This is a genomic window from Staphylococcus sp. HMSC06C11 (assembly GCF_001808345.1).
Taxonomy (GTDB): domain Bacteria; phylum Bacillota; class Bacilli; order Staphylococcales; family Staphylococcaceae; genus Staphylococcus; species Staphylococcus capitis.
Window position 1 is genome coordinate 107,657 of record NZ_KV793047.1, and the last position, 18,765, is coordinate 126,421.

Consider the following 18,765-nt stretch of genomic DNA (forward strand, 5'->3'; position numbering starts at 1 on the left):
ATAATGAATTTAAAGCAATCCATCGAAGAAATAATTAAACAACCTGACTATGAACCCATGTCAGTGTCAGATTTTCAAGATGCGTTAGGTTTAAATAGTGCCGACTCATTTAGAGATTTAATTAAGGTGCTCGTTGAACTAGAACAAACGGGTTTAATCGAACGAACTAAGACAGATAGATATCAAAGGAAAGAATCAAGTAAGTCCAATTCTAAATTAATCAAAGGAACTTTAAGTCAGAATAAAAAAGGATTCGCTTTTCTTCGACCAGAAGATGATGAAATGGAAGATGTCTTCATTCCTCCAACTAAAATTAATCGAGCGCTAGATGGCGATACAGTAATTGTAGAACTTCAAAAATCTAGAGGAGAACATAAAGGTAAAGTTGAAGGTGAAGTTAAATCAATTGAGAAACATTCTGTCACTCAAGTGGTAGGAACATATAGTGAAGCAAAACATTTCGGTTTTGTTATTCCAGATGATAAACGAATTATGCAAGATATCTTCATTCCTAAAGGTCAAAGTTTAGGTGCTGTAGATGGACATAAAGTACTCGTTCAGATTACTAAATATGCTGATGGTACAGACAACCCAGAAGGTCATATTTCAGCAATACTAGGTCATAAAAATGATCCAGGTGTAGATATTTTATCTATCATTTACCAACATGGGATAGAAATTGAGTTTCCAGATAACGTGCTTAAAGAAGCGGAAGATGTTCCTGAAGAAATTGAACCATCTGAAATTGAAGGTCGTCGTGATTTAAGAAGTGATTTAACAATAACTATAGATGGTGCAGATGCTAAAGACTTGGATGATGCCATAGCAGTTAAGAAATTAAAGAATGGTAATACTGAATTGACTGTAAGTATCGCAGATGTAAGTTACTATGTGAAGGAAGATTCAGCTTTAGATAAGGAAGCATATGATAGAGCGACAAGCGTTTATTTAGTAGACCGAGTGATTCCAATGATTCCTCATCGTTTAAGTAATGGTATATGTTCATTGAATCCGGAAGTCGACCGCTTAACGTTAAGTTGTCGTATGGAAATTAATGCACGTGGCGAAGTCGTTAATCATGAAATATTTGATAGCGTGATTCATTCTAATTATCGTATGACTTATGATGCTGTAAATAAAATTATTACAGATCAAGATCCTCAAGTGCGTGCACAATATAAAGATTTGACGCCGATGCTTGATTTAGCGCAAGATTTATCTAATCGTTTAATCCAAATGCGACGTCGTCGTGGTGAAATTGACTTTGATATTAATGAAGCTAAAGTGCTAGTAAATGAAGAAGGTATTCCTACAGATGTTCAAATGCGTGAACGTGGTGAAGGTGAACGTTTAATTGAATCATTCATGCTAGCTGCTAATGAAACAGTGGCAGAGCATTTCAATAAAATGGAAGTACCATTTATTTATCGAGTTCATGAGCAACCTAAGTCAGATCGCTTAAGACAATTCTTCGACTTTATTACTAATTTCGGTATTATGATTAAAGGTACTGGTGAAGATATTCATCCTACAACTTTACAAAACATTCAAGAAGAAGTTGAAGGTCGACCAGAGCAAATGGTTATTTCAACAATGATGTTGCGTTCAATGCAACAAGCGCATTATGACGATGTAAACCTTGGACACTTCGGCTTATCTGCCGAGTATTATACGCACTTTACATCTCCAATCCGTCGTTATCCTGATTTAACGGTGCATAGATTAATTCGCAGATATTTAATAGAGAACTCTATGGATAAAAAGGAATTACGACATTGGGAAGATACGTTGCCAGAACTTGCTGAACACACGTCTCAACGCGAGCGTCGTGCTATAGAGGCAGAACGTGATACAGATGAATTGAAGAAAGCAGAATATATGATTCAACATATTGGCGATGAATTTGAAGGTATCATTAGTTCAGTTGCTAACTTTGGTATGTTTATTGAATTGCCTAATACAATTGAAGGTATGGTTCATATTGCTAATATGACTGATGATTACTATAATTTTGATGAACGCCAAATGGCTCTTATAGGTGAACGCCAAGCGAAGGTGTTCCGCATTGGTGATGAAGTGAAAGTCAAAGTCACTCATGTTGATGTAGACGAACGCATGATTGATTTTCAAATTGTGGGTATGCCTTTACCTAAAAATGATAAATCCCAACGTCCAGCACGTGGTAAAACAATTCAAGCAAAAACACGTGGTAAGTCATTAGATAAGTCAAAAGATGACAATAATGGCAAAGGCAATAAAAAGAAACGCAAGCAACGTAAAGGTAAGAATGCACGTAAAAAAGATAAACAAGGTAAAACAAATCATAAACCATTCTATAAAGATAAAAGCGTGAAAAAGAAATCACGCCGTAAGAAAAAATAGTCATCAAAGATGAGGTGAGTATGAATGGCTAAGAAAAAAACTAAATCACCAGGTACTTTAGCGGAGAATCGTAAAGCAAGACATGATTATAACATTGAAGATACGGTTGAAGCGGGTATTGCACTGCAAGGTACCGAAATCAAGTCTATACGACGTGGAAGTGCGAACTTGAAAGATAGTTATGCTCAAGTTAAACGTGGTGAAATGTATTTAAATAATATGCATATTGCTCCATATGAAGAAGGTAATAGATTTAATCATGATCCTTTACGTTCTCGTAAATTATTATTGCATAAGCGTGAAATTATTAAATTAGGAGAACGTACACGAGAAATTGGCTATTCTCTAATCCCATTAAAACTTTATTTAAAGCATGGACAATGTAAAGTTTTATTAGGCGTTGCACGAGGTAAGAAAATTCACGATAAACGTCAAGCTTTAAAAGATAAAGCGATGAAACGTGATGTCGATCGTGCGATAAAAGCCCGTTATTAAGCATGCGTATTGCTTAAACGGGTGCCATTTGGTATGATTAATGATGTTGTTATTTAAATGAATGACGCATATTGTCATACCAAATTGTTTGTATTATTATTTGTCATTAATATTATTTCGGGGGCGTTTTTGGATTCGACAGGGGTCCCTCGAGCACACTAAGCGTGTCGGAGGGTTGTCTCCGACATCAACACATTTCAGTAAATATAACTGACAAATCAAACAATAATTTCGCAGTAGCTGCGTAATAGCACACTGCATCGCCTAACAGCATCTCCTACGTGCTGTTAACGCGATTCAACCCTAGTAGGATATGCTAAACACTGCCGTTTGAAGTCTGTTTAGAAGAATACTAATCAAACTAGCATAATACTGGTTGTCTGTTGCTTACTATTATGCGAAATGAATCAATAGACTACACACGTAGAAAGGTGTGTATCAGGACCTCTGGACGCGGGTTCGAATCCCGCCGTCTCCATATGATTGAAACCCGCAGCCTATATGGTTGTGGGTTTTGTTTTTATACGTATTATTTTAATTAACTGTATTTTTAAAAGATTAGGGGAATTCATATGTCATTAACTAGAAGAAAAATTGAGAAAAAAGATTATCATAAGGTATTAGATATTTGGGAGAAGTCTGTAAATAGCACTCATGATTTTTTAAAAGAAAAAGATAGATTAGAGTTAAAAACTGAAATACCGAATTATTTAAATGATGTTGAAGCTTATTTTTGGTGTGATGACGATGAAATTATTGGATTTTCAGGTACAAATGACCAAAACCTAGAAATGTTGTTCATAGATCCTAAGTATTTTAGAAAGGGCTATGGAACTCAAATACTTCAAACTCTAATTCGTGAAGACCAAGTAAGATATGTAGAAGTTAATAAAGAGAATTATAACGCGGTTAAGTTCTATCAAAAGAATGGTTTTGAAAAATATAAAGAATCTCTAAAAGATCAACAAGGAAGAGATTATCCTATATATTATCTTAAGTTATAATTAAGTGATGCTTAAGTTCAATATAAATATTGAATGTGAATATTAAACGGAAAGTTTGATTTATTTGTAAAAAAGTCATGGATGCTAAGTAAAGGTATAGCATTCATGACTTTTTGTGATTCTAAAATCCTCTTTGGGTATTAGTATTTGTTTGTCCTTGTGAGTTATTCATGCCTTGGCTATTATTTGCAGATTGGTTGTTGCCAGTTGAATATTGTTGTTGATTATTCTGTGATGGTTGTTGTCTTTGGGAATTATTTTGTTGTGTATTGTTAGTTTGATTTTGTTGTTGGTTTTGTGAATTAGCTTGATTGTTATAAGAATTTTGGTTATTGCCGTTAGTATTGTTAGCGTTATTAGCATTATTATTTTGAGGTTGAGTTGAAGTATTGTTTGCTTGTGATGCGCTATTAGATGATTGTTGATTAGTTTGTTTATTTTTAGGTTTTGAATCCTTACTTTTTGAACTTTTATCTTTGCTTTTCTTACCTAATTTACTGTCTTTAATGTTATCTTTAGCGTTATTAACTTTTTTATCACCTTTTGAATCTTTTTTATCCGACTTTTTAGATTCCGTTTTTGAACTGTTTTTATCTGAATCTTTTTTATCTGAATAATCACTATGACTACATGCACTTAGCACTAAAAAGCTTGATAATAATACGGCAAAAAATTTCTTCATTAAATTTCACTCCTAAAATAATGATTTTATTGTGATAATTTTTCTTTACCCAAAATCGTTAAATCTAATTTAAAATTAATGTAAAATTTTAAAAGAGTTATTTGTATATGAAATAAAAAAGCCCCTCTATTGAAAGAGGGGAAGATAATTAATTATTTTTTGTTACCAAATAAACCTTTGAAGAATTCGATTGCTTTTTTGATTAAGTTAACGATGAACATTTGACTCACCTCCTATGTATTTGTTAGCTGTAGTATATTATTATTAGAGTAATTTTTGTTAATTATTTCAAAAGTAGTAAAAAATTATTCATAAATGTAGTTTTTTAGTATATATTTAATAACTTTGAATTCTTTTCTGTTAATTCTAAAAATTAATAACAAATTTATTCAATATTTTATATAATAATACTAGGGTTTTATTATATAAAAAAAGTACCCTTCAATAAAGAAGGGCACCACTACTACTCAAAAATATTATTTACCAAATACGTCTTTAAAGAATTGAATTCCTTTTTTTAATAAATCAAAGATGAACATTTATAAGCACCTCCAATTAATTGATTATGTGTATATCATATAGCAAGTATTGGAGATTTTGGTGGTTAATGCGCAAATAATTATATATGGTTCTTTTGTGTGAAAAAATTAAAAATTGAGATAATTTTGAATTCCTAACTGTATAATTTTATTTAATTTCTACTTTAGCTACTTATTTTTGTGCAATTTAAAAAGTCACATTAACTATAACTTTATCTTTGTGATAATCATTTTATTTAATAGTTATGGTATATGTGATGATAAATAGTTATCTTTAAAAATTTGAAATATAAATTAATTTAAGAAATTCCTGGAAAAGACTTTACTTATTTCAAAATAAGCGTATAGTGAATGTTAAGTAATAAAGAACGTGAAGTTGATTGTGGAATTATTTTTATAGAATATTCTCTTTTAATTAATGGATTTGTTACAAATATTTAGTGCAACAGCACATGGAGGTATTCTATATGAATAACGGTACAGTTAAATGGTTTAATTCAGAAAAAGGCTTTGGATTCATCGAAAGAGAAAATGGCGGGGACGTATTCGTTCATTTCTCAGCAATCGTAGAAGACGGTTATAAGTCTTTAGAAGAAGGTCAAAACGTTGAATTCGACATTGTTGAAGGAGAACGTGGTGAACAAGCAGCGAACGTTGTTAAAATGTAATTAAAAGTTTTAAAGCCCTCTTAGGAGGGCTTTTTTTTTTGTAAGATGGTATCCTTAATCTAATAAAATGCTAAAATATATAAACCAGTAAATTTTCAATATAAATAAGTATAAGGAGAAATACATGCATAAAGCAAAAATGATATTGAATGAAGTACCAACGATGTTGAAGTCATTGAAGAACATTTTCAATATTATCAATGGGAATAAAGATTACTATAATCCAAAAATTGATATGAAAAAAGAAGATGATAATCTTAATGGGAAAAAAATTATCTTTTTAGGGTCTTCTATAACTTATGGTGCGGCTTCGAAAGGAATCTCTTTTGTTGAATATCTCACAACAGAATATGAAGTAAAAGGAATCAAAGAGGCTAAATCAGGCACAACATTAGCTGGGAAAAATGTAAATAGTTATTTAAATCGACTCAGAAAGTTAAATTTTGTGAATACTAAAATTGATGCTGTTGTAATACAGTTATCTACGAATGATGCAAGATTTGGTTATGAAATTGGTGAAATGAGTCAGTCTTTTGACCTTGAAAGTTTTGATACTGAGACGACATTAGGTGCGATTGAATATATTATTAAGTATGTTCATACTAAATGGCATTGTCCAATCATCTTTTATACCTGTATTAGAGAAAATGATCTAACTTATAAGCAGTTAGTTAATCATCTTTATCCACTTAAAACAAAATGGGATATACATATTATTGATATTTTTAATAATGATGAAATTAATAAATTAGCTAAAAGTGATAAAGAAATGATGGTAGATGATTCACATCCAACCAAAAAAGGTTACCGTTATTTATATACACCTATTTTAGTAAAACAATTAGATGAGATATTATAAAAAAGCTGCATATCGCAGCTTTTCTAATTTCTTATTTATATAGGCCCAAAGTGATATCCTTTTTGAATTATTTAGTCTTCATTATAAAAAAATCGCCTGTACAGCGCTTTAATAATGACGAAAATTAAAGTCTGTACGGCGACAACAAGAAGTAATGTTAAACACTCACAGAGTGCAACACATATAGAGTACCATAAAACTATATTTATGGCTATTTTATTAGTTTGACAATAATAAAATAATTATTAAAGTTCTGTTAACATAAATTGATAATTCATTAAATATAGAATTATCGCAATTTTTAAAGATTACGTATTGTTGTTATCAAATATACAAATTTCTTCTTGTTCTAGGCTTACTGAAACATATAAATGACTGTCATAAATATTTACATCATTTTCATTAGATAAGTTAATTTCAGCAAGTATTTTAAATGCACCATTATCTAATGGTTCTACAATTGATAATTCACCCTCATTTTTTTGAATTAAAAATTTGCGATTTGAATGATTATAAATTTTCCAATTATCCATTAAAAATCACCTTACTAAAAATACTAACCAAAGCTTTTTTCAATTTCTGTAAAAGCTTTGGTAGTTAATTTAATATTATAAATCGTTTGATCTTTAATATCACCTTCAAGATAGCCCTCTTCTATAAGTACTTTACAGTTATGAATAAAATCTTCATATTCACGGTCACAGAAATAATCATCTTGAGTAGTTATAGAATCTTTGAAGTCGTTAGATTGTTCTTCAGATAATCCTTCATTTGAACGTTCCATATATAATTTATAAAACTTTGCGACTGTATATTTTTGTTCTTTAGTTAATTCGTCCATAAATTAATCCCTCCACACAAAATACATATCACTTTATACCCTAGATACGTACTTGTAGAAACGCTGAAAAGAATGATTTTTAATAAAAATTTTATGTGTAGGTAGAAGGTCATTTGAGTTTATTTTGCTTTTTTTATACCTTTTTCTACAGCGTTCGCAAACTTATAAAAATCTCTTGTATATTTTTTAGGATTACCTCGCGTTGTTTTGTCTAATTTATGATGTTTGAAAAATTCCTCGCGCTGTGCAGTGGTCAATTCGAGTTGTACTCCTGAATCTGTATCATTTTTATTTACAAAATTATCATCAGATTGCGCATTAATTTCTTTCGGACTCTCTTTAACGGTAAAATCTTTCTTACGTAATGCCTTCGCAATCGCTTTTGCCATTTTAGTATCTTTTCCACCTATATACACGATAGGGTCATCTCCAGAAGAACCATGAATTGAAATTGTCTCATTTGATTTTTCTAACATATTAATTAATTTCGGTTCATCGTAATTCGTTGAAGTCACGTGAAGTTGATCATTATTATGTTTACGTAAACCTTCAAAAGAATAAAAGTTATATTTACCTACGTTCGATACACGTCTTGCAAGTTCTGTTGTACCTGGTTCTATTCCACCACCGTGAATGGCTGTAAGTAAAATATTATTATCCTTTCTATGTTTCGTCACAATTCTCCAATCCTTGTTTTTAGTGGTATTCTTTTTTAATTCTTCAAAATCACTATAGCGATCGCTTGAAGGTTTAGAAGCTGATTTTCTAGTGTTATAGAAAATCAAAACCACTACTATGATAGTGATGACAATTAACGCTATAGCTAAATAATAAAGTATTGAATATAGACTGCCTTTATTGCTCATTATATCTCCTTTGTTTTCAATAATTTAACTCATAAATGATAACAATGATTTTATTAAATAAACAAGTATTTCATCTTTTATTTTCTATATAAAAATAATTGAACTTACTTTAATAGGGTAAACAATTATTGTTAATTCAATGTATTTTTTATTTTAAAAATAATTTACGAAGGTGATAAAGTGGAGGACATTCAGATTAAAAGTGCTCAATCAAGTGATAAGGAAGGAGGAAGATTAACTCATTTAGCCATTGATGAAATGGCACAAGTTATTTTAGGAGAGACATCGAATGAACGATTAAATAAACAGTTACAGCAATTATGGCAAAAGAAGGGTAACCGATTTAGTCATGATATTTCTTATGTAGCAAAAGAAGAGGGACAAGTTTTAGGTGCTATAACTTGTACCTCATTAGTCAAATTAGAAAAATCAATGTTTCAAACTGTGCTTGAAATCATCAAAATAAAAAAATTGAAATCATTAAAAATTATTTTATCCAATTTCAAAAAGATATATTCTCTAATTACAATGGATGAAGGAGAGAAAGATGAATTTCATGTGAGTATGCTTGCAACTCTCCCGAAAGCCAGAGGTAAGGGCGTTGGTACGAAATTATTAAAATTTGCTGAACGTCTTGCTATCAATGATGGTTTTGACAAAATTTCATTAACAGTAGTTCAAGATAATAAGAAAGCTCTAAGCGTCTATAAAAAATTCGGTTTTTCGATTGTAGGAGAAATCAATCAATCGCCATTTTATTTATTTAAGATGAGAAAGAATCTTTAGTGAAAGTTCTAAGTGATATCCAAACTAAAGCGATATTTTCTAAAAATATTATGAATTAATTAAATAATTAGATTGTTTTCACACTCCCTTAACAATAATGTGCTATTTTATAATAAAGGGATGTGATGTTGTTATGGATAAAGAATTATTAAGAAGATATTTGAATGATGATAGTTTTAAAGCAGTCGCGGTGGTCGTTGGAAATAAGAAAATCGTATTGGAGAATGATATTCACGTCGATTATGAAAATGAGATTATCATCTATCCGCTTAAGAATTGCACACGAATTATCCCATTTAGCTCTATTTCTTATTTAGACCTTTTAGATAGAAATGAGCAATTCGTTAACTATTTTAAAGAAGTTTAATTTTATAAAAACCCTCCTTAAACAATAGGTTATTCATTTACCTTAACTATTGTCTGGAGGGTTTAATTTTTAATATTTTTAACTAACTTTAAACGATAGTCATGTGTAAAATTATCTTTTAATGCATATGGTGAAATGATGTATAATCCATGATCACTTACAGCATTTTTATCTACACCGTATTTGTAAGCTTGATAAATTATTTTAGTGCAATAAGTGAATTTTTGACTTTTCAAATTTAGCGTAACGAGATATCGGCTATCACTATTTTCGTAATTACGTTTTACCCAATTTGCTGCTTTTTGACCAGCATCTGGTTTTACACTACGATACACTTTTATCCAATCGTCTTTTCCAGTACCGAAACGCCGTTGATATGATTCAAATGATTCAGTTATAGGTTGATCACCAGGGCCTTCAATTTGAAGCACAGTATCTTCATCTATGGCTATACTTGAATGGCCGAAGAACCCGAATAATACAGGACCTTTAGTAATGATAATGTCGCCCGGTTTAAGTTTAAAATCTTTAGTGTCTATGCTTTCATAAGATTCTTTATCTTTATTGAAGACGTTTATTGAAAATAAAATTAAAAGTACTATAACCAAAGTTATAAATAGAATGGTAAGTTTATATTTAGTTTTCATTTATAGTGAAAACTCCTTCATTAAATATACTAAATTAATTATTATATTAAATGACTCTATATGTAAAATAAACTTCATTTTCAAAAATAAAAAAGCTAAGTCAAAAATAATGACTTAGCTAAAATCAATATTAGCGTGAGCTAACTGAACTCAAAGGTGAATTGTAATTAATATCGCTCTACTAAAAAAGGTTACAACCCGAAAATGAGTGTGTATATAAGCATAGCAAATCCAAAAATCAAGAATATTACAGTAAATCCTAAATAAGATTCTTTTCTTTCTTCTTTCTTAGTCTTAAGCATAATTGTTAAAATAATAGCTCCAGCGACAATAAATATAATTGCTAGCCATAACAATATTTGAAAATGCAAACTCACAATGATTCCCTCCTTATCTCAGTGTTACTTAATTACAAGAAGTCGTAAAAATAGGATAAATATAGTAAAGTGCTAATACAATATTTATGAAAAATATAATTTCGCTTAGCAAATCAGTGTAAATAATAGCTATTATTAGACTAGTGAATAAAGCGACGCCACAAATACATAATCCTGGTATCAACCATAATTGATTATCAACATTTGCGTTATAAGTTATAAGCACATTAAAGGCTATAAATAATATGGTCAATAAAATATTAATCACATTTATACTAAATATTTTCATAGGTGGCCACCTCATTAGACACGTATAGCATAAAGTCTTTTACATACTATAATATCATTAATTACTCACAGGTAAATCAATTACTTTTAATTATATACAATTTACATTTTAATTTACTCATACTCATAAGATATTGTAAAACAAATGAATTAGAAAGTTTACTAAATTTGTAAATGATGAAGTATTTTGTGAGAGTTTTGGACTCATTTAGGTCATGAAAAGTTAATTGTATTTAAGAGTAAATGATTACTAAATAAGAAACCAATAAAGATTATGAAATATTTTAAATGTAATTATATGTGATGAATTTTAAAAGAGCATAATAAAAAAAGTGCAAAAGTAAAATTTTGCACATAGACAATCTCGAGTAATTTGGTATGATAAAGAGTAATACTATATAACTTAGCTATTAATAAGTGGAAAAGGGGTTGAGGTGGAATGACTTTTTATGATTTTATTTTAGGTTTTATAAATGATGATACACCTTTAGGTAGTTTAGCAAATTATATTTTAGATGATATTCATTTTCCCCGTGAAGAAAAAAACAATAAAGCCATTCGTGCATACGTGCTTGATCACTATAGAGACCATCAGTTAATTGAAAGTACGAATAGAGCAATTAGTTTATATAAATTAATTTGAGTAATACCAATTATGAGTATTAAGCGCTTCCCATACATCTTTAGTCTTGAAATTAACTTCGTTATTTCTTATAGAAAAAGGTTCAATAAGATCTTTGTCTAACCATGCATTAATCAATTCTTTTGGAACGCCATCTAATAACATATCAGTTTTACTAATAATAAAACATTCCCAGTCTAACGAAACTGAATTAGGATTTACATAATTGCATTGATTATGACTATCCATAATAGACACTCCTTTAGTAAATGGAAATCTGATGTTAAGTTATACCCATACTCACAAATTTAAAACAATTTAATATGCAGATAAGCAAATTTGTATATTATTAGAAGTCGTTTACATCTCATTTTCATAGTGATTAAATGAATATTGAAATAGAAATTGCATAGAATGCTAAATAGTAAAAGTAAGTCATTGTAGTGAAGAGGTGTTTATTATGACTAAAACATTATATTTAATGAGACATGGTCAAACAGTTTTTAATTTAAAAGGAAGAATTCAAGGTGCGAGTGATTCGCCATTAACAACATTAGGGGTTAGGCAGGCTCAGTCTGCTAAAGGTTATTTTGAAAAGCATCATATTACATTTGATACAATAGTATCGTCATCACAAGAACGTGCCTGTGAAACTCTTGAAAATGCAGTGCCTAACCAAAATTATAAAAGATTAAAAGGTATTAAAGAATGGGGTTTTGGTTTATTTGAAGGAGAGAGTATTGAGTTATTAAAGGCAATTAAAAAGCCTGAGAATTTATATGGTGATTATGTAGTACCCTTTGGTGGTGAATCAAAATCTGAGGTTGAATCCAGAGTTTATGAAACACTTGAGGATGTCGTCGCTAATCAAACTAATCAAACAGCTTTGGCAGTAAGCCATGGTAGTACGATCGGTTTATTTATTAGAAAGGTGTTAGGTAATCAAGAGGGTAGTACTTATGATATCGGTAATTGTCATATCTTAAAATTTGAATATGATGATAATCAATTTAAATTCATTGAAATCATTGATCCTACAAACTAAAAATAATAAGCTCAAGCCCTTAAATAGCTATATTATGGGCTTGAGCTTATTTGTACTAAAAAAGAAGTTGACACAATTTTTTAATGATTAAAATTGCAACAGCTATAATGATAATGCAAGATAACTTGTTTATCACAACTAATAATTTACCTGATTTATCGATTCTTCCCACTGATTTACCTAATAAAGCTAAGAAGATAAACCAAATCCATGAAACAAATATACATGTTAAAGTAAAAGCGAATTTGTTATTTCTTTCGTAAGCGGACGCACTTGTACCTATAACGCCAATAGTATCCATAATTGCATGTGGATTTAACAAAGAGACAGATAAAGCAAAACTTATTTGTTTTGTTGTAGATAGTCCACCTTCTTGTTTAATAGGATCAGGCGTTTCATTCCAAAGTGTCCATGCCATATAAAGCAGAAAAATAAGTCCAATAATGTAGATCACTATTTGTAAAAGAGGTAGTGACATTAATACTAAAGAAACACCGATAACTGCTAAGCTAATTAGTATAGAATCACATATTCCTGCTGTAATAACTGCTGGGAAGGCTTTAATTAGCTTAGATTGATTTGCTCCTTGATTAAAAACGAAAACATTTTGTGCGCCTAAGGGTAAGATTAACCCTATAGCTAAGAGAAAACCGTGTATTACTGCTTCGCTCATAAAAGGGATCACCAGCCTTTAAAGATTGAAAATTCTGATAATTTAAGCTGATTATAACTTTTAAAAATAATAATGTCTAACACTTATGTATATTTATAAAAACTAAATCATAGCGGAAACATACGCCCGCAGATAGGGTATCTTCCATACCCCATTTACGCATGTTTTAAATAAACTTTCTTAAGAATTCGATGGAATGTCAGAAGTATAGTAAATGAGCCAATTCTCATCTAAATATTCATCCCCAATTTTACTAGCATTTTTTTCAAAGGCTAAATTTTCAAACCCGAGAGAACTGAAAAATATTTTAGCGCTTATGTTATTTGAAGCGATTGTGGTCATCAACATTTCAATACCTTGCGTTTTAGCGAATTCAATTATGTGATTAATGAGCTCTCTATTAATAATTTCATCATTATCTTTAACAAAATTATTCTCTAAAACGGCTTTATGACGCTTTCCAACAAATTTTATTTGCTTTAACGTACATGTTGCAACAAGATGATTGTTATCAAATGCGCCGAAAACGTTTAAATACTTTGTTTCTTCCGAGAGAATAGAGTTTAGACATTCTTCAGTAACATGTTCTAAATAATATTGATCCCAAGCATAATTATGATAGCCGTTTGACATTAATTCTTTATAAGATTCTAAATCATCAGTATTTAATACACGGATATTTTTCATGTTGACCTCCAGGTTCAAAGAAAATAAAAACATATTTAATATCTTTAGACTAAGATACTTATCAAATACATAATAAAAGAATTATTAAAAATACGCAATAATCGTTTTATATTAACAAAAAGCATTTGTGATAATTTAATTATGTGGAAATTCAAATTATAAAAATATTATTTTGAAATTTCATCTATATCCATATCTTAAAAGGGTTTAACTACATACTATTTTATCAGATATTGTAATCATACAATTATGTTTACTAAATCTTAATAAAAAATTTTAATAAACTTAAGTTTGAAAATTTCTGTTAGAAATGTACTGTTTAGAAAGAAAAAAGCTACCAACACTTCTTGTACAAAGGTTGGTAGCTATAAGCAACACTTAGATATTTAATTGAAATGACTAAAATGTTTAGTCAATAACTTCTACATTTAGATTTACATCAATGTTACCGCGAGTTGCTTTTGAATATGGACAAAACTCATGTGCATCTTGTAAATATTTTTCAGCATCTTCTTGAGATAAAACATTTTTAACTTTTGCATCAATATCTACACTCAATTTAGGACTCTCAGCATTTGGATCGTCCTCTAAACGTACTGTTAGAGTAACTTCTGGTTCAGCATCACGTACTTTGTTTTGTTTTAAAATAAGATCAAAAGCACCATTAAAGCATGAAGCGTAACCTGCTGCAAATAATTGTTCAGGATTTGTAGCATTTCCATCAGCTTGTTGTGGTGGTAATACATCAACATTTATTGCGTTATCGTCAGTGTGCACATGTCCTTTACGTCCACCAACGTTTGTAGCTTTAGTTTCATATTGAACTGCCATTATTATTACCTCCTAAATCTTTATATATTTTTACCATACCCAGTGCTAGATTTTTTAAATCATGATTAAATTCTTTAAATAAAAATCAATCTCCCAATCATCATTTGTAAGTTGTGAATAAATTAATATAAAATAATCTTAATATTATTCTTATGAATAGAGGGATATCATGACGCAAGTAGATGTTGCAGTAACCATTTCGCCAGAAGAAACAATAACGCAATTGTGCTTAGATGAATTAATAAAATATAAAGACTATATAGATATCGTAGAACTACGAATAGATCAGTGGGAGAACTTCGTTATTAAAAATGTTGATACTGTGATTCAACAATTAAGAGGATTGAATTTAGATTTTAAGATTTTAGTGACTTATCGTACCTCTAATCAAGGTGGTAAAGGAAATGTTGAAGAAACAACTTATATAGATATTCTTAAGCTATTGATTGAATATGCCCAATTTGAATTACTTGATATTGAATGGAGTGGAGCTATTAATACAGACCAATATGCTCAATTAATCACTGATGCTCAAGAAAAGAATTTAAACGTAGTGTTATCGCATCATAATTTTGAAGAAACACCATCATTAGAAGAGATTAAATTTATATATTACAAAATGCAAAAATTAGCACCACAATATTTAAAACTTGCAGTAATGCCAAACAATAAAGAAGATGTACTACATTTATTAGAGGCAATGAGTGTGACTTCTGATAATACACCTTATAAAGTTATCGGAATATCTATGTCTCATCTAGGATTAGTAAGTCGTGTTGCACAAGGGGTGTTTGGGGGATCAATTTCATACGGTTGCTTAGGTGAGCCACAAGCTCCTGGTCAAATTCATGTTAAAGCTCTGAAACAACAGCTTGAATTTTATCAATGATAAACGAATAAGTTGAATTTAACGGTTTTGTGACTTATAATTGATAATTGTTATCAACGAACGTAGAAGGAGCGAATTAAAGTGGAATTACAAGAAGCTATATCTAATAGAAGAAGTATTAAGAAATTTAAACATGATATGGTGATTGACGATAAGGCATTATATGATGCTATCGAAAAAGCTACCGACGCTCCAAATCATGGAATGCGTGAACCTTGGAGAGTCGTTCATGTTTCAAAAGACAAATTAGGTGATTTTAGTCATGACATTACTCGATTTGCATTTCCAGATCATCCCGAAAAAAGAGAAGATCATTATAATGCTGTAACAAATTTAGGTGGTTTATTATTACTCATTTTGAAAAATGATCCTAGACAAAGACAAAACAGAGAAAATTACTTTGCATTTGGAGCATTTGCTCAAAATTTAATGTTGTTACTTTACGAAGCGGGAATTGGCACATGTTGGAAAACACCTCACTATATTTTTGAACCTAAAGTACGTAGAGCTTTAGATATTCAAGATGATGAAATTTTAGCTGGTTTCATGTATCTAACGGATTTAGAAGTTGAGCCAACTAAAGCTAAACGTAAAAATAAAAATTTAATCACTAAGTTTGAGTAATTATTTTAATTTTCAAAGTACCTAAAAAAGAGCTTTCTCTACTTTAAATTTGTAGAGAAAGCTCTAATTTTATTTTTATTGATTTAAGTTTTCATCTAGGAAAGATTCGACTTGTTCTGGTGATTTCGCATTAGCCGAATGTAAATGCGCTAATTTTTCGCCATTTTGGAAAATTAAGATGCTTGGTATACCCATAACATCATTTTCAGTAGTAACATCTTCTAACTCATCACGATCTACTACATACCAATGATAGTTATTATATTTTTCTGTAATAGGGTCAATCCACATATCCATTGCTTTACAATCTGGACACCAATCTGCTTCGAATTTGATAATAACTGGTTCTTTACTATTGATTGTAGAATTAAAGTCTTCTGTTTTATGAATACCTTGCATAGTTATATGCTCCTTTTCACTATTAGTAAATTTATTATAACCAATGATATCTTTTTTATAAAAATATTAGCTTAAAAAGTAGAGCGTTTTCCTAAAGAAAATGATATATTTGTCTTAATAAAGAGAAGGAGGTAACAAACGAATGATTAAATTTTATCAATATTCAAATTGTACGACTTGTAAGAAAGCCGCTAAATTTTTAAATGAATATGGTGTGAGCTATGAACCTATTGATATCGTACAACACACACCTACTAAGAAAGAATTTGAAGATATCATTGAAAAAACAGGTGTTGAAGTAAATAAATTATTTAACACTCATGGCGCTAAATATCGTGAACTTAATTTGAAAGATAAACTTAAAGACATGTCAGATGATGAAAAATTAGATTTATTAGCATCTGATGGAATGTTGGTAAAACGTCCATTAGCTATCTCTGGAGAAAAAATCACTTTAGGATTTAAAGAAGATCAGTATAAAGATACTTGGTTATAGTATTTAAATATTTATTTTAAAAGTGAACATTAAAAACTGAAATGATGCGAATATGATATTTTACATAAATAAACACGGATTTTATCATATTAAATCTTTTAGATATTAGTTGATTGAACAATATCAGTGTGGCATCATTAAAATGTAATTAATAATTAGGAGGGGATTCTCGTGGCAGTACCGAGCGAATTTAAATATTCTAAAGAACATGAATGGGTTAAAGTAGAAGATAATGTAGCTACTATTGGTATCACAGAATATGCTCAAAATGAATTAGGTGATATCGTATTTGTTGAATTACCTGAAACAGATGAAGATTTAAATGAAGGCGATACTTTTGGTAGTGTTGAATCAGTTAAAACTGTATCAGAATTATATGCGCCTATCTCAGGTAAAATCGTCGAAGTTAACGACGAATTAGAAGATAGTCCTGAATTTGTTAACGAATCACCATATGAAAAAGCATGGATGGTAAAAGTAGAGATTAGTGATCAAAGTCAATTAGATCAATTATTATCAGCAGAGCAATATTCTGAGATGATTGGTGAATAGTATGTTTAAACTCCTCGATTAATATAATCAAGGAGTTTTTTTAGATTACCTTAGAAACACTTAGCATTAAAAATGCTAAGTGGAAAAGAGGAACGTCTGAACTGACGCTCATGCATAAGAAACACTAACCACTAAAGTGATAAGTGAAGAAAAGGAACGCCTGAGCTAAAGCTCATGCATAAGAAACACTAAGCATTAAAAATGCTAAGTGTTTCTAAAAATGTTTAGTTTTTGAGGATTCTGTGAATGATGTAAGTGACAGTTAACTATCGACTCTTAGAAGGTGGATTGACATGACTATTGTGAATAAAGTTATCATTGTTGAAGGTAAGTCGGATAAGAAACGAGTGCAACAAGTTATTGCAGAACCAGTAAGTATTATTTGTACCCATGGGACCATGAGTATAGATAAAATCGATGATATGATAGAATCACTTTATGGCAAACAAGTTTATGTTCTTGCAGATTCTGATGATGAAGGAGAAAAAATTAGAAAATGGTTTAAGCGATATTTAAGCGAAAGTGAACATATATATGTTGATAAAACATATTGTGAAGTAGCTAAATGTCCTAAAAACTATTTAGCTAATGTTTTAAATAGATACGGATTCGCAGTGCGAAAAGAGAAGAATCTAATGCCTAATTTAAACACTGAAAGGTTAGTTTTAGTTAATGAGTAGTACAATCGATCTCGAAGATATAACAGAAAACTATAATGAAGATAAACATCTTATTTTTGGATATACACCTATGTGTGGGACATGTAAAGTCTCAGAAAGAATGTTAGATATTGCTAATGATATATTACAGCTGCCTATTAAGAAGGTAGATTTAAATTTTCATCCGGATTTTAGTAAAGAAAAAGAAATAATGTCAGTTCCTGTTCTATTGGTAATGAATAAGGACAAAGAAGAAAATAGAATCTATGCATTTCAATCAGTTCCTTATTTGTTAGAAAATTTAAAATAATTATTGACGAAACTCTAGTACGATGGTAGGATTAATACAAATTAAATGATGCGACAACTCTTATCGAGAGAGGTGGAGGGATGTGCCCTATGAAGCCCGGCAACCGTCTGATATAGAAATGGTGCCAATTCACATAAAGTTCAACTTTAGAAGATGAGAGAAAGAAGATTTTTAGAA

28 protein-coding genes, 1 other RNA gene and 1 riboswitch are annotated in these 18,765 nt (G+C 30.1%); of the genes, 16 read left to right on the forward strand and 13 right to left on the reverse strand.

Features of this window, described 5'->3' with window-relative positions:
• The first annotated feature begins 3 nt into the window (after positions 1–3).
• The 4 genes from rnr to HMPREF3154_RS08915 all read left to right on the forward strand — a co-directional run bounded on the left by rnr (position 4) and on the right by HMPREF3154_RS08915 (position 3,881).
• Entirely contained in the window at positions 4–2,382 is a 2,379-nt protein-coding gene (gene rnr, locus HMPREF3154_RS08900) for a ribonuclease R (protein WP_070474678.1), read from the forward strand.
• A gap of 24 nt (positions 2,383–2,406) precedes the next feature.
• Positions 2,407–2,877 (forward strand): SsrA-binding protein SmpB, encoded by a 471-nt coding sequence (smpB, locus tag HMPREF3154_RS08905; RefSeq protein ID WP_002433363.1) that lies wholly within the window; start codon positions 2,407–2,409, stop codon positions 2,875–2,877.
• A gap of 119 nt (positions 2,878–2,996) precedes the next feature.
• Positions 2,997–3,358, forward strand: a transfer-messenger RNA (tmRNA) gene (gene ssrA, locus HMPREF3154_RS08910).
• Positions 3,359–3,449: 91 nt separating this feature from the next.
• Complete coding sequence (locus tag HMPREF3154_RS08915; protein ID WP_023350641.1) at positions 3,450–3,881, forward strand: GNAT family N-acetyltransferase; 432 nt, start codon at positions 3,450–3,452, stop codon at positions 3,879–3,881.
• Positions 3,882–4,002: 121 nt separating this feature from the next.
• On the opposite strand, the gene HMPREF3154_RS08920 is transcribed toward HMPREF3154_RS08915, so the two are convergent.
• Both HMPREF3154_RS08920 and HMPREF3154_RS11805 read right to left on the reverse strand, forming a co-directional pair.
• Positions 4,003–4,563: a hypothetical protein gene (locus tag HMPREF3154_RS08920; protein ID WP_023350640.1), complete on the reverse strand. Its 561-nt coding sequence runs from the start codon at positions 4,561–4,563 to the stop codon at positions 4,003–4,005.
• Between the two features lie 152 nt (positions 4,564–4,715).
• Positions 4,716–4,784, reverse strand: a complete 69-nt coding sequence (locus HMPREF3154_RS11805; RefSeq protein WP_095658921.1) for an epsilon family phenol-soluble modulin — start codon at positions 4,782–4,784, stop codon at positions 4,716–4,718.
• 785 nt (positions 4,785–5,569) lie between these two features.
• On the opposite strand from HMPREF3154_RS11805, the gene HMPREF3154_RS08925 reads away from it, so the two are divergent.
• Positions 5,570–5,770, forward strand: a complete 201-nt coding sequence (locus HMPREF3154_RS08925; protein ID WP_002433447.1) for a cold-shock protein — start codon at positions 5,570–5,572, stop codon at positions 5,768–5,770.
• 124 nt (positions 5,771–5,894) lie between these two features.
• Positions 5,895–6,629 carry an SGNH/GDSL hydrolase family protein gene (locus tag HMPREF3154_RS08930; RefSeq protein WP_049307381.1) on the forward strand — a complete coding sequence of 245 codons (735 nt, stop codon included), beginning with the start codon at positions 5,895–5,897 and terminating at the stop codon, positions 6,627–6,629.
• Positions 6,630–6,937: 308 nt separating this feature from the next.
• Here HMPREF3154_RS08930 and HMPREF3154_RS08935 read toward each other — a convergent pair whose 3' ends face one another.
• The 3 genes from HMPREF3154_RS08935 to HMPREF3154_RS08945 all read right to left on the reverse strand — a co-directional run bounded on the left by HMPREF3154_RS08935 (position 6,938) and on the right by HMPREF3154_RS08945 (position 8,336).
• Positions 6,938–7,162, reverse strand: a complete 225-nt coding sequence (locus tag HMPREF3154_RS08935; protein ID WP_070474681.1) for a hypothetical protein — start codon at positions 7,160–7,162, stop codon at positions 6,938–6,940.
• A gap of 23 nt (positions 7,163–7,185) precedes the next feature.
• Positions 7,186–7,470, reverse strand: a complete 285-nt coding sequence (locus HMPREF3154_RS08940; RefSeq protein ID WP_023350638.1) for a hypothetical protein — start codon at positions 7,468–7,470, stop codon at positions 7,186–7,188.
• Positions 7,471–7,589: 119 nt separating this feature from the next.
• Positions 7,590–8,336 carry a poly-gamma-glutamate hydrolase family protein gene (locus HMPREF3154_RS08945; protein ID WP_023350637.1) on the reverse strand — a complete coding sequence of 249 codons (747 nt, stop codon included), beginning with the start codon at positions 8,334–8,336 and terminating at the stop codon, positions 7,590–7,592.
• Between the two features lie 180 nt (positions 8,337–8,516).
• On the opposite strand from HMPREF3154_RS08945, the gene HMPREF3154_RS08950 reads away from it, so the two are divergent.
• Positions 8,517–9,122: a GNAT family N-acetyltransferase gene (locus tag HMPREF3154_RS08950; RefSeq protein WP_023350636.1), complete on the forward strand. Its 606-nt coding sequence runs from the start codon at positions 8,517–8,519 to the stop codon at positions 9,120–9,122.
• 133 nt (positions 9,123–9,255) lie between these two features.
• Positions 9,256–9,489 (forward strand): hypothetical protein, encoded by a 234-nt coding sequence (locus HMPREF3154_RS08955; RefSeq protein ID WP_002433190.1) that lies wholly within the window; start codon positions 9,256–9,258, stop codon positions 9,487–9,489.
• 62 nt (positions 9,490–9,551) lie between these two features.
• Here the strand turns inward: HMPREF3154_RS08955 and lnsA are convergent, their stop codons facing one another.
• The 3 genes from lnsA to tsaA all read right to left on the reverse strand — a co-directional run bounded on the left by lnsA (position 9,552) and on the right by tsaA (position 10,802).
• Positions 9,552–10,136 (reverse strand): lipoprotein N-acylation protein LnsA, encoded by a 585-nt coding sequence (gene lnsA / locus HMPREF3154_RS08960; protein ID WP_023350635.1) that lies wholly within the window; start codon positions 10,134–10,136, stop codon positions 9,552–9,554.
• Positions 10,137–10,327: 191 nt separating this feature from the next.
• The gene (gene tsaT, locus HMPREF3154_RS08965; protein WP_002433387.1) at positions 10,328–10,513 is read right to left on the reverse strand and encodes a type II toxin-antitoxin system toxin TsaT; all 186 of its coding nucleotides are present in this window, start codon (positions 10,511–10,513) and stop codon (positions 10,328–10,330) included.
• 28 nt (positions 10,514–10,541) lie between these two features.
• Entirely contained in the window at positions 10,542–10,802 is a 261-nt protein-coding gene (gene tsaA, locus HMPREF3154_RS11690) for a type II toxin-antitoxin system antitoxin TsaA (RefSeq protein WP_070474684.1), read from the reverse strand.
• Between the two features lie 438 nt (positions 10,803–11,240).
• Here tsaA and HMPREF3154_RS08975 point away from each other — a divergent pair, with 438 nt between their 5' ends.
• The gene (locus tag HMPREF3154_RS08975; RefSeq protein WP_002432976.1) at positions 11,241–11,444 is read left to right on the forward strand and encodes a sterile alpha motif-like domain-containing protein; all 204 of its coding nucleotides are present in this window, start codon (positions 11,241–11,243) and stop codon (positions 11,442–11,444) included.
• Here the strand turns inward: HMPREF3154_RS08975 and HMPREF3154_RS08980 are convergent.
• Positions 11,436–11,672 carry a hypothetical protein gene (locus HMPREF3154_RS08980; RefSeq protein ID WP_002433110.1) on the reverse strand — a complete coding sequence of 79 codons (237 nt, stop codon included), beginning with the start codon at positions 11,670–11,672 and terminating at the stop codon, positions 11,436–11,438. The two genes, HMPREF3154_RS08975 and HMPREF3154_RS08980, sit on opposite strands and share 9 nt — an antisense overlap.
• Positions 11,673–11,883: 211 nt before the next feature.
• Here HMPREF3154_RS08980 and HMPREF3154_RS08985 point away from each other — a divergent pair, with 211 nt between their 5' ends.
• On the forward strand, positions 11,884–12,468 hold the full coding sequence (locus tag HMPREF3154_RS08985; protein WP_023350633.1) for a histidine phosphatase family protein: 585 nt from the start codon (positions 11,884–11,886) through the stop codon (positions 12,466–12,468).
• A 55-nt stretch (positions 12,469–12,523) separates the two neighbouring features.
• Here HMPREF3154_RS08985 and HMPREF3154_RS08990 read toward each other — a convergent pair whose 3' ends face one another.
• From HMPREF3154_RS08990 to HMPREF3154_RS09000, 3 genes are all read right to left on the reverse strand, one after another.
• Complete coding sequence (locus HMPREF3154_RS08990; protein WP_023350632.1) at positions 12,524–13,141, reverse strand: LysE/ArgO family amino acid transporter; 618 nt, start codon at positions 13,139–13,141, stop codon at positions 12,524–12,526.
• A gap of 180 nt (positions 13,142–13,321) precedes the next feature.
• A complete protein-coding gene (locus tag HMPREF3154_RS08995) occupies positions 13,322–13,828 on the reverse strand; it encodes a GNAT family N-acetyltransferase (RefSeq protein WP_002433370.1) in 507 nt (168 codons plus the stop codon).
• A gap of 408 nt (positions 13,829–14,236) precedes the next feature.
• Positions 14,237–14,659 (reverse strand): organic hydroperoxide resistance protein, encoded by a 423-nt coding sequence (locus tag HMPREF3154_RS09000; RefSeq protein WP_023350631.1) that lies wholly within the window; start codon positions 14,657–14,659, stop codon positions 14,237–14,239.
• A 169-nt stretch (positions 14,660–14,828) separates the two neighbouring features.
• Here HMPREF3154_RS09000 and aroD point away from each other — a divergent pair, with 169 nt between their 5' ends.
• Complete coding sequence (gene aroD / locus HMPREF3154_RS09005; protein ID WP_023350630.1) at positions 14,829–15,548, forward strand: type I 3-dehydroquinate dehydratase; 720 nt, start codon at positions 14,829–14,831, stop codon at positions 15,546–15,548.
• An 81-nt stretch (positions 15,549–15,629) separates the two neighbouring features.
• Positions 15,630–16,172 (forward strand): nitroreductase family protein, encoded by a 543-nt coding sequence (locus tag HMPREF3154_RS09010; protein WP_002433309.1) that lies wholly within the window; start codon positions 15,630–15,632, stop codon positions 16,170–16,172.
• Between the two features lie 75 nt (positions 16,173–16,247).
• Here the strand turns inward: HMPREF3154_RS09010 and HMPREF3154_RS09015 are convergent, their stop codons facing one another.
• Positions 16,248–16,571 carry a thioredoxin family protein gene (locus tag HMPREF3154_RS09015; protein ID WP_002433224.1) on the reverse strand — a complete coding sequence of 108 codons (324 nt, stop codon included), beginning with the start codon at positions 16,569–16,571 and terminating at the stop codon, positions 16,248–16,250.
• 142 nt (positions 16,572–16,713) lie between these two features.
• Here HMPREF3154_RS09015 and HMPREF3154_RS09020 point away from each other — a divergent pair, with 142 nt between their 5' ends.
• From HMPREF3154_RS09020 to HMPREF3154_RS09035, 4 genes are all read left to right on the forward strand, one after another.
• On the forward strand, positions 16,714–17,067 hold the full coding sequence (locus HMPREF3154_RS09020) for an arsenate reductase family protein (RefSeq protein ID WP_002433128.1): 354 nt from the start codon (positions 16,714–16,716) through the stop codon (positions 17,065–17,067).
• A gap of 171 nt (positions 17,068–17,238) precedes the next feature.
• The gene (gene gcvH, locus HMPREF3154_RS09025; protein WP_002433083.1) at positions 17,239–17,619 is read left to right on the forward strand and encodes a glycine cleavage system protein GcvH; all 381 of its coding nucleotides are present in this window, start codon (positions 17,239–17,241) and stop codon (positions 17,617–17,619) included.
• Between the two features lie 293 nt (positions 17,620–17,912).
• Positions 17,913–18,299, forward strand: coding sequence for a toprim domain-containing protein (locus HMPREF3154_RS09030; protein WP_002452796.1), 387 nt, complete (start codon positions 17,913–17,915; stop codon positions 18,297–18,299).
• Positions 18,292–18,588, forward strand: coding sequence for a thioredoxin family protein (locus tag HMPREF3154_RS09035; protein ID WP_002433313.1), 297 nt, complete (start codon positions 18,292–18,294; stop codon positions 18,586–18,588). Before HMPREF3154_RS09030 ends, HMPREF3154_RS09035 begins: the two co-directional genes overlap by 8 nt.
• Positions 18,589–18,645: 57 nt before the next feature.
• Positions 18,646–18,748: riboswitch (SAM riboswitch) on the forward strand.
• Positions 18,749–18,765 lie beyond the last annotated feature (17 nt).

Coding starts and splice junctions, on each gene's coding strand:
- rnr (WP_070474678.1), top strand. CDS start 4: ATGAATTTAAAGCAATCCATCGAAGAAATAATTAAACAACCTGACTAT.
- smpB (WP_002433363.1), top strand. CDS start 2,407: ATGGCTAAGAAAAAAACTAAATCACCAGGTACTTTAGCGGAGAATCGT.
- HMPREF3154_RS08915 (WP_023350641.1), top strand. CDS start 3,450: ATGTCATTAACTAGAAGAAAAATTGAGAAAAAAGATTATCATAAGGTA.
- HMPREF3154_RS08920 (WP_023350640.1), bottom strand. CDS start 4,563: ATGAAGAAATTTTTTGCCGTATTATTATCAAGCTTTTTAGTGCTAAGT.
- HMPREF3154_RS08925 (WP_002433447.1), top strand. CDS start 5,570: ATGAATAACGGTACAGTTAAATGGTTTAATTCAGAAAAAGGCTTTGGA.
- HMPREF3154_RS08930 (WP_049307381.1), top strand. CDS start 5,895: ATGCATAAAGCAAAAATGATATTGAATGAAGTACCAACGATGTTGAAG.
- HMPREF3154_RS08935 (WP_070474681.1), bottom strand. CDS start 7,162: ATGGATAATTGGAAAATTTATAATCATTCAAATCGCAAATTTTTAATT.
- HMPREF3154_RS08940 (WP_023350638.1), bottom strand. CDS start 7,470: ATGGACGAATTAACTAAAGAACAAAAATATACAGTCGCAAAGTTTTAT.
- HMPREF3154_RS08945 (WP_023350637.1), bottom strand. CDS start 8,336: ATGAGCAATAAAGGCAGTCTATATTCAATACTTTATTATTTAGCTATA.
- HMPREF3154_RS08955 (WP_002433190.1), top strand. CDS start 9,256: ATGGATAAAGAATTATTAAGAAGATATTTGAATGATGATAGTTTTAAA.
- lnsA (WP_023350635.1), bottom strand. CDS start 10,136: ATGAAAACTAAATATAAACTTACCATTCTATTTATAACTTTGGTTATA.
- tsaA (WP_070474684.1), bottom strand. CDS start 10,802: ATGAAAATATTTAGTATAAATGTGATTAATATTTTATTGACCATATTA.
- HMPREF3154_RS08975 (WP_002432976.1), top strand. CDS start 11,241: ATGACTTTTTATGATTTTATTTTAGGTTTTATAAATGATGATACACCT.
- HMPREF3154_RS08980 (WP_002433110.1), bottom strand. CDS start 11,672: ATGGATAGTCATAATCAATGCAATTATGTAAATCCTAATTCAGTTTCG.
- HMPREF3154_RS08985 (WP_023350633.1), top strand. CDS start 11,884: ATGACTAAAACATTATATTTAATGAGACATGGTCAAACAGTTTTTAAT.
- HMPREF3154_RS08990 (WP_023350632.1), bottom strand. CDS start 13,141: ATGAGCGAAGCAGTAATACACGGTTTTCTCTTAGCTATAGGGTTAATC.
- HMPREF3154_RS08995 (WP_002433370.1), bottom strand. CDS start 13,828: ATGAAAAATATCCGTGTATTAAATACTGATGATTTAGAATCTTATAAA.
- HMPREF3154_RS09000 (WP_023350631.1), bottom strand. CDS start 14,659: ATGGCAGTTCAATATGAAACTAAAGCTACAAACGTTGGTGGACGTAAA.
- aroD (WP_023350630.1), top strand. CDS start 14,829: ATGACGCAAGTAGATGTTGCAGTAACCATTTCGCCAGAAGAAACAATA.
- HMPREF3154_RS09015 (WP_002433224.1), bottom strand. CDS start 16,571: ATGCAAGGTATTCATAAAACAGAAGACTTTAATTCTACAATCAATAGT.
- HMPREF3154_RS09020 (WP_002433128.1), top strand. CDS start 16,714: ATGATTAAATTTTATCAATATTCAAATTGTACGACTTGTAAGAAAGCC.
- HMPREF3154_RS09030 (WP_002452796.1), top strand. CDS start 17,913: ATGACTATTGTGAATAAAGTTATCATTGTTGAAGGTAAGTCGGATAAG.
- HMPREF3154_RS09035 (WP_002433313.1), top strand. CDS start 18,292: ATGAGTAGTACAATCGATCTCGAAGATATAACAGAAAACTATAATGAA.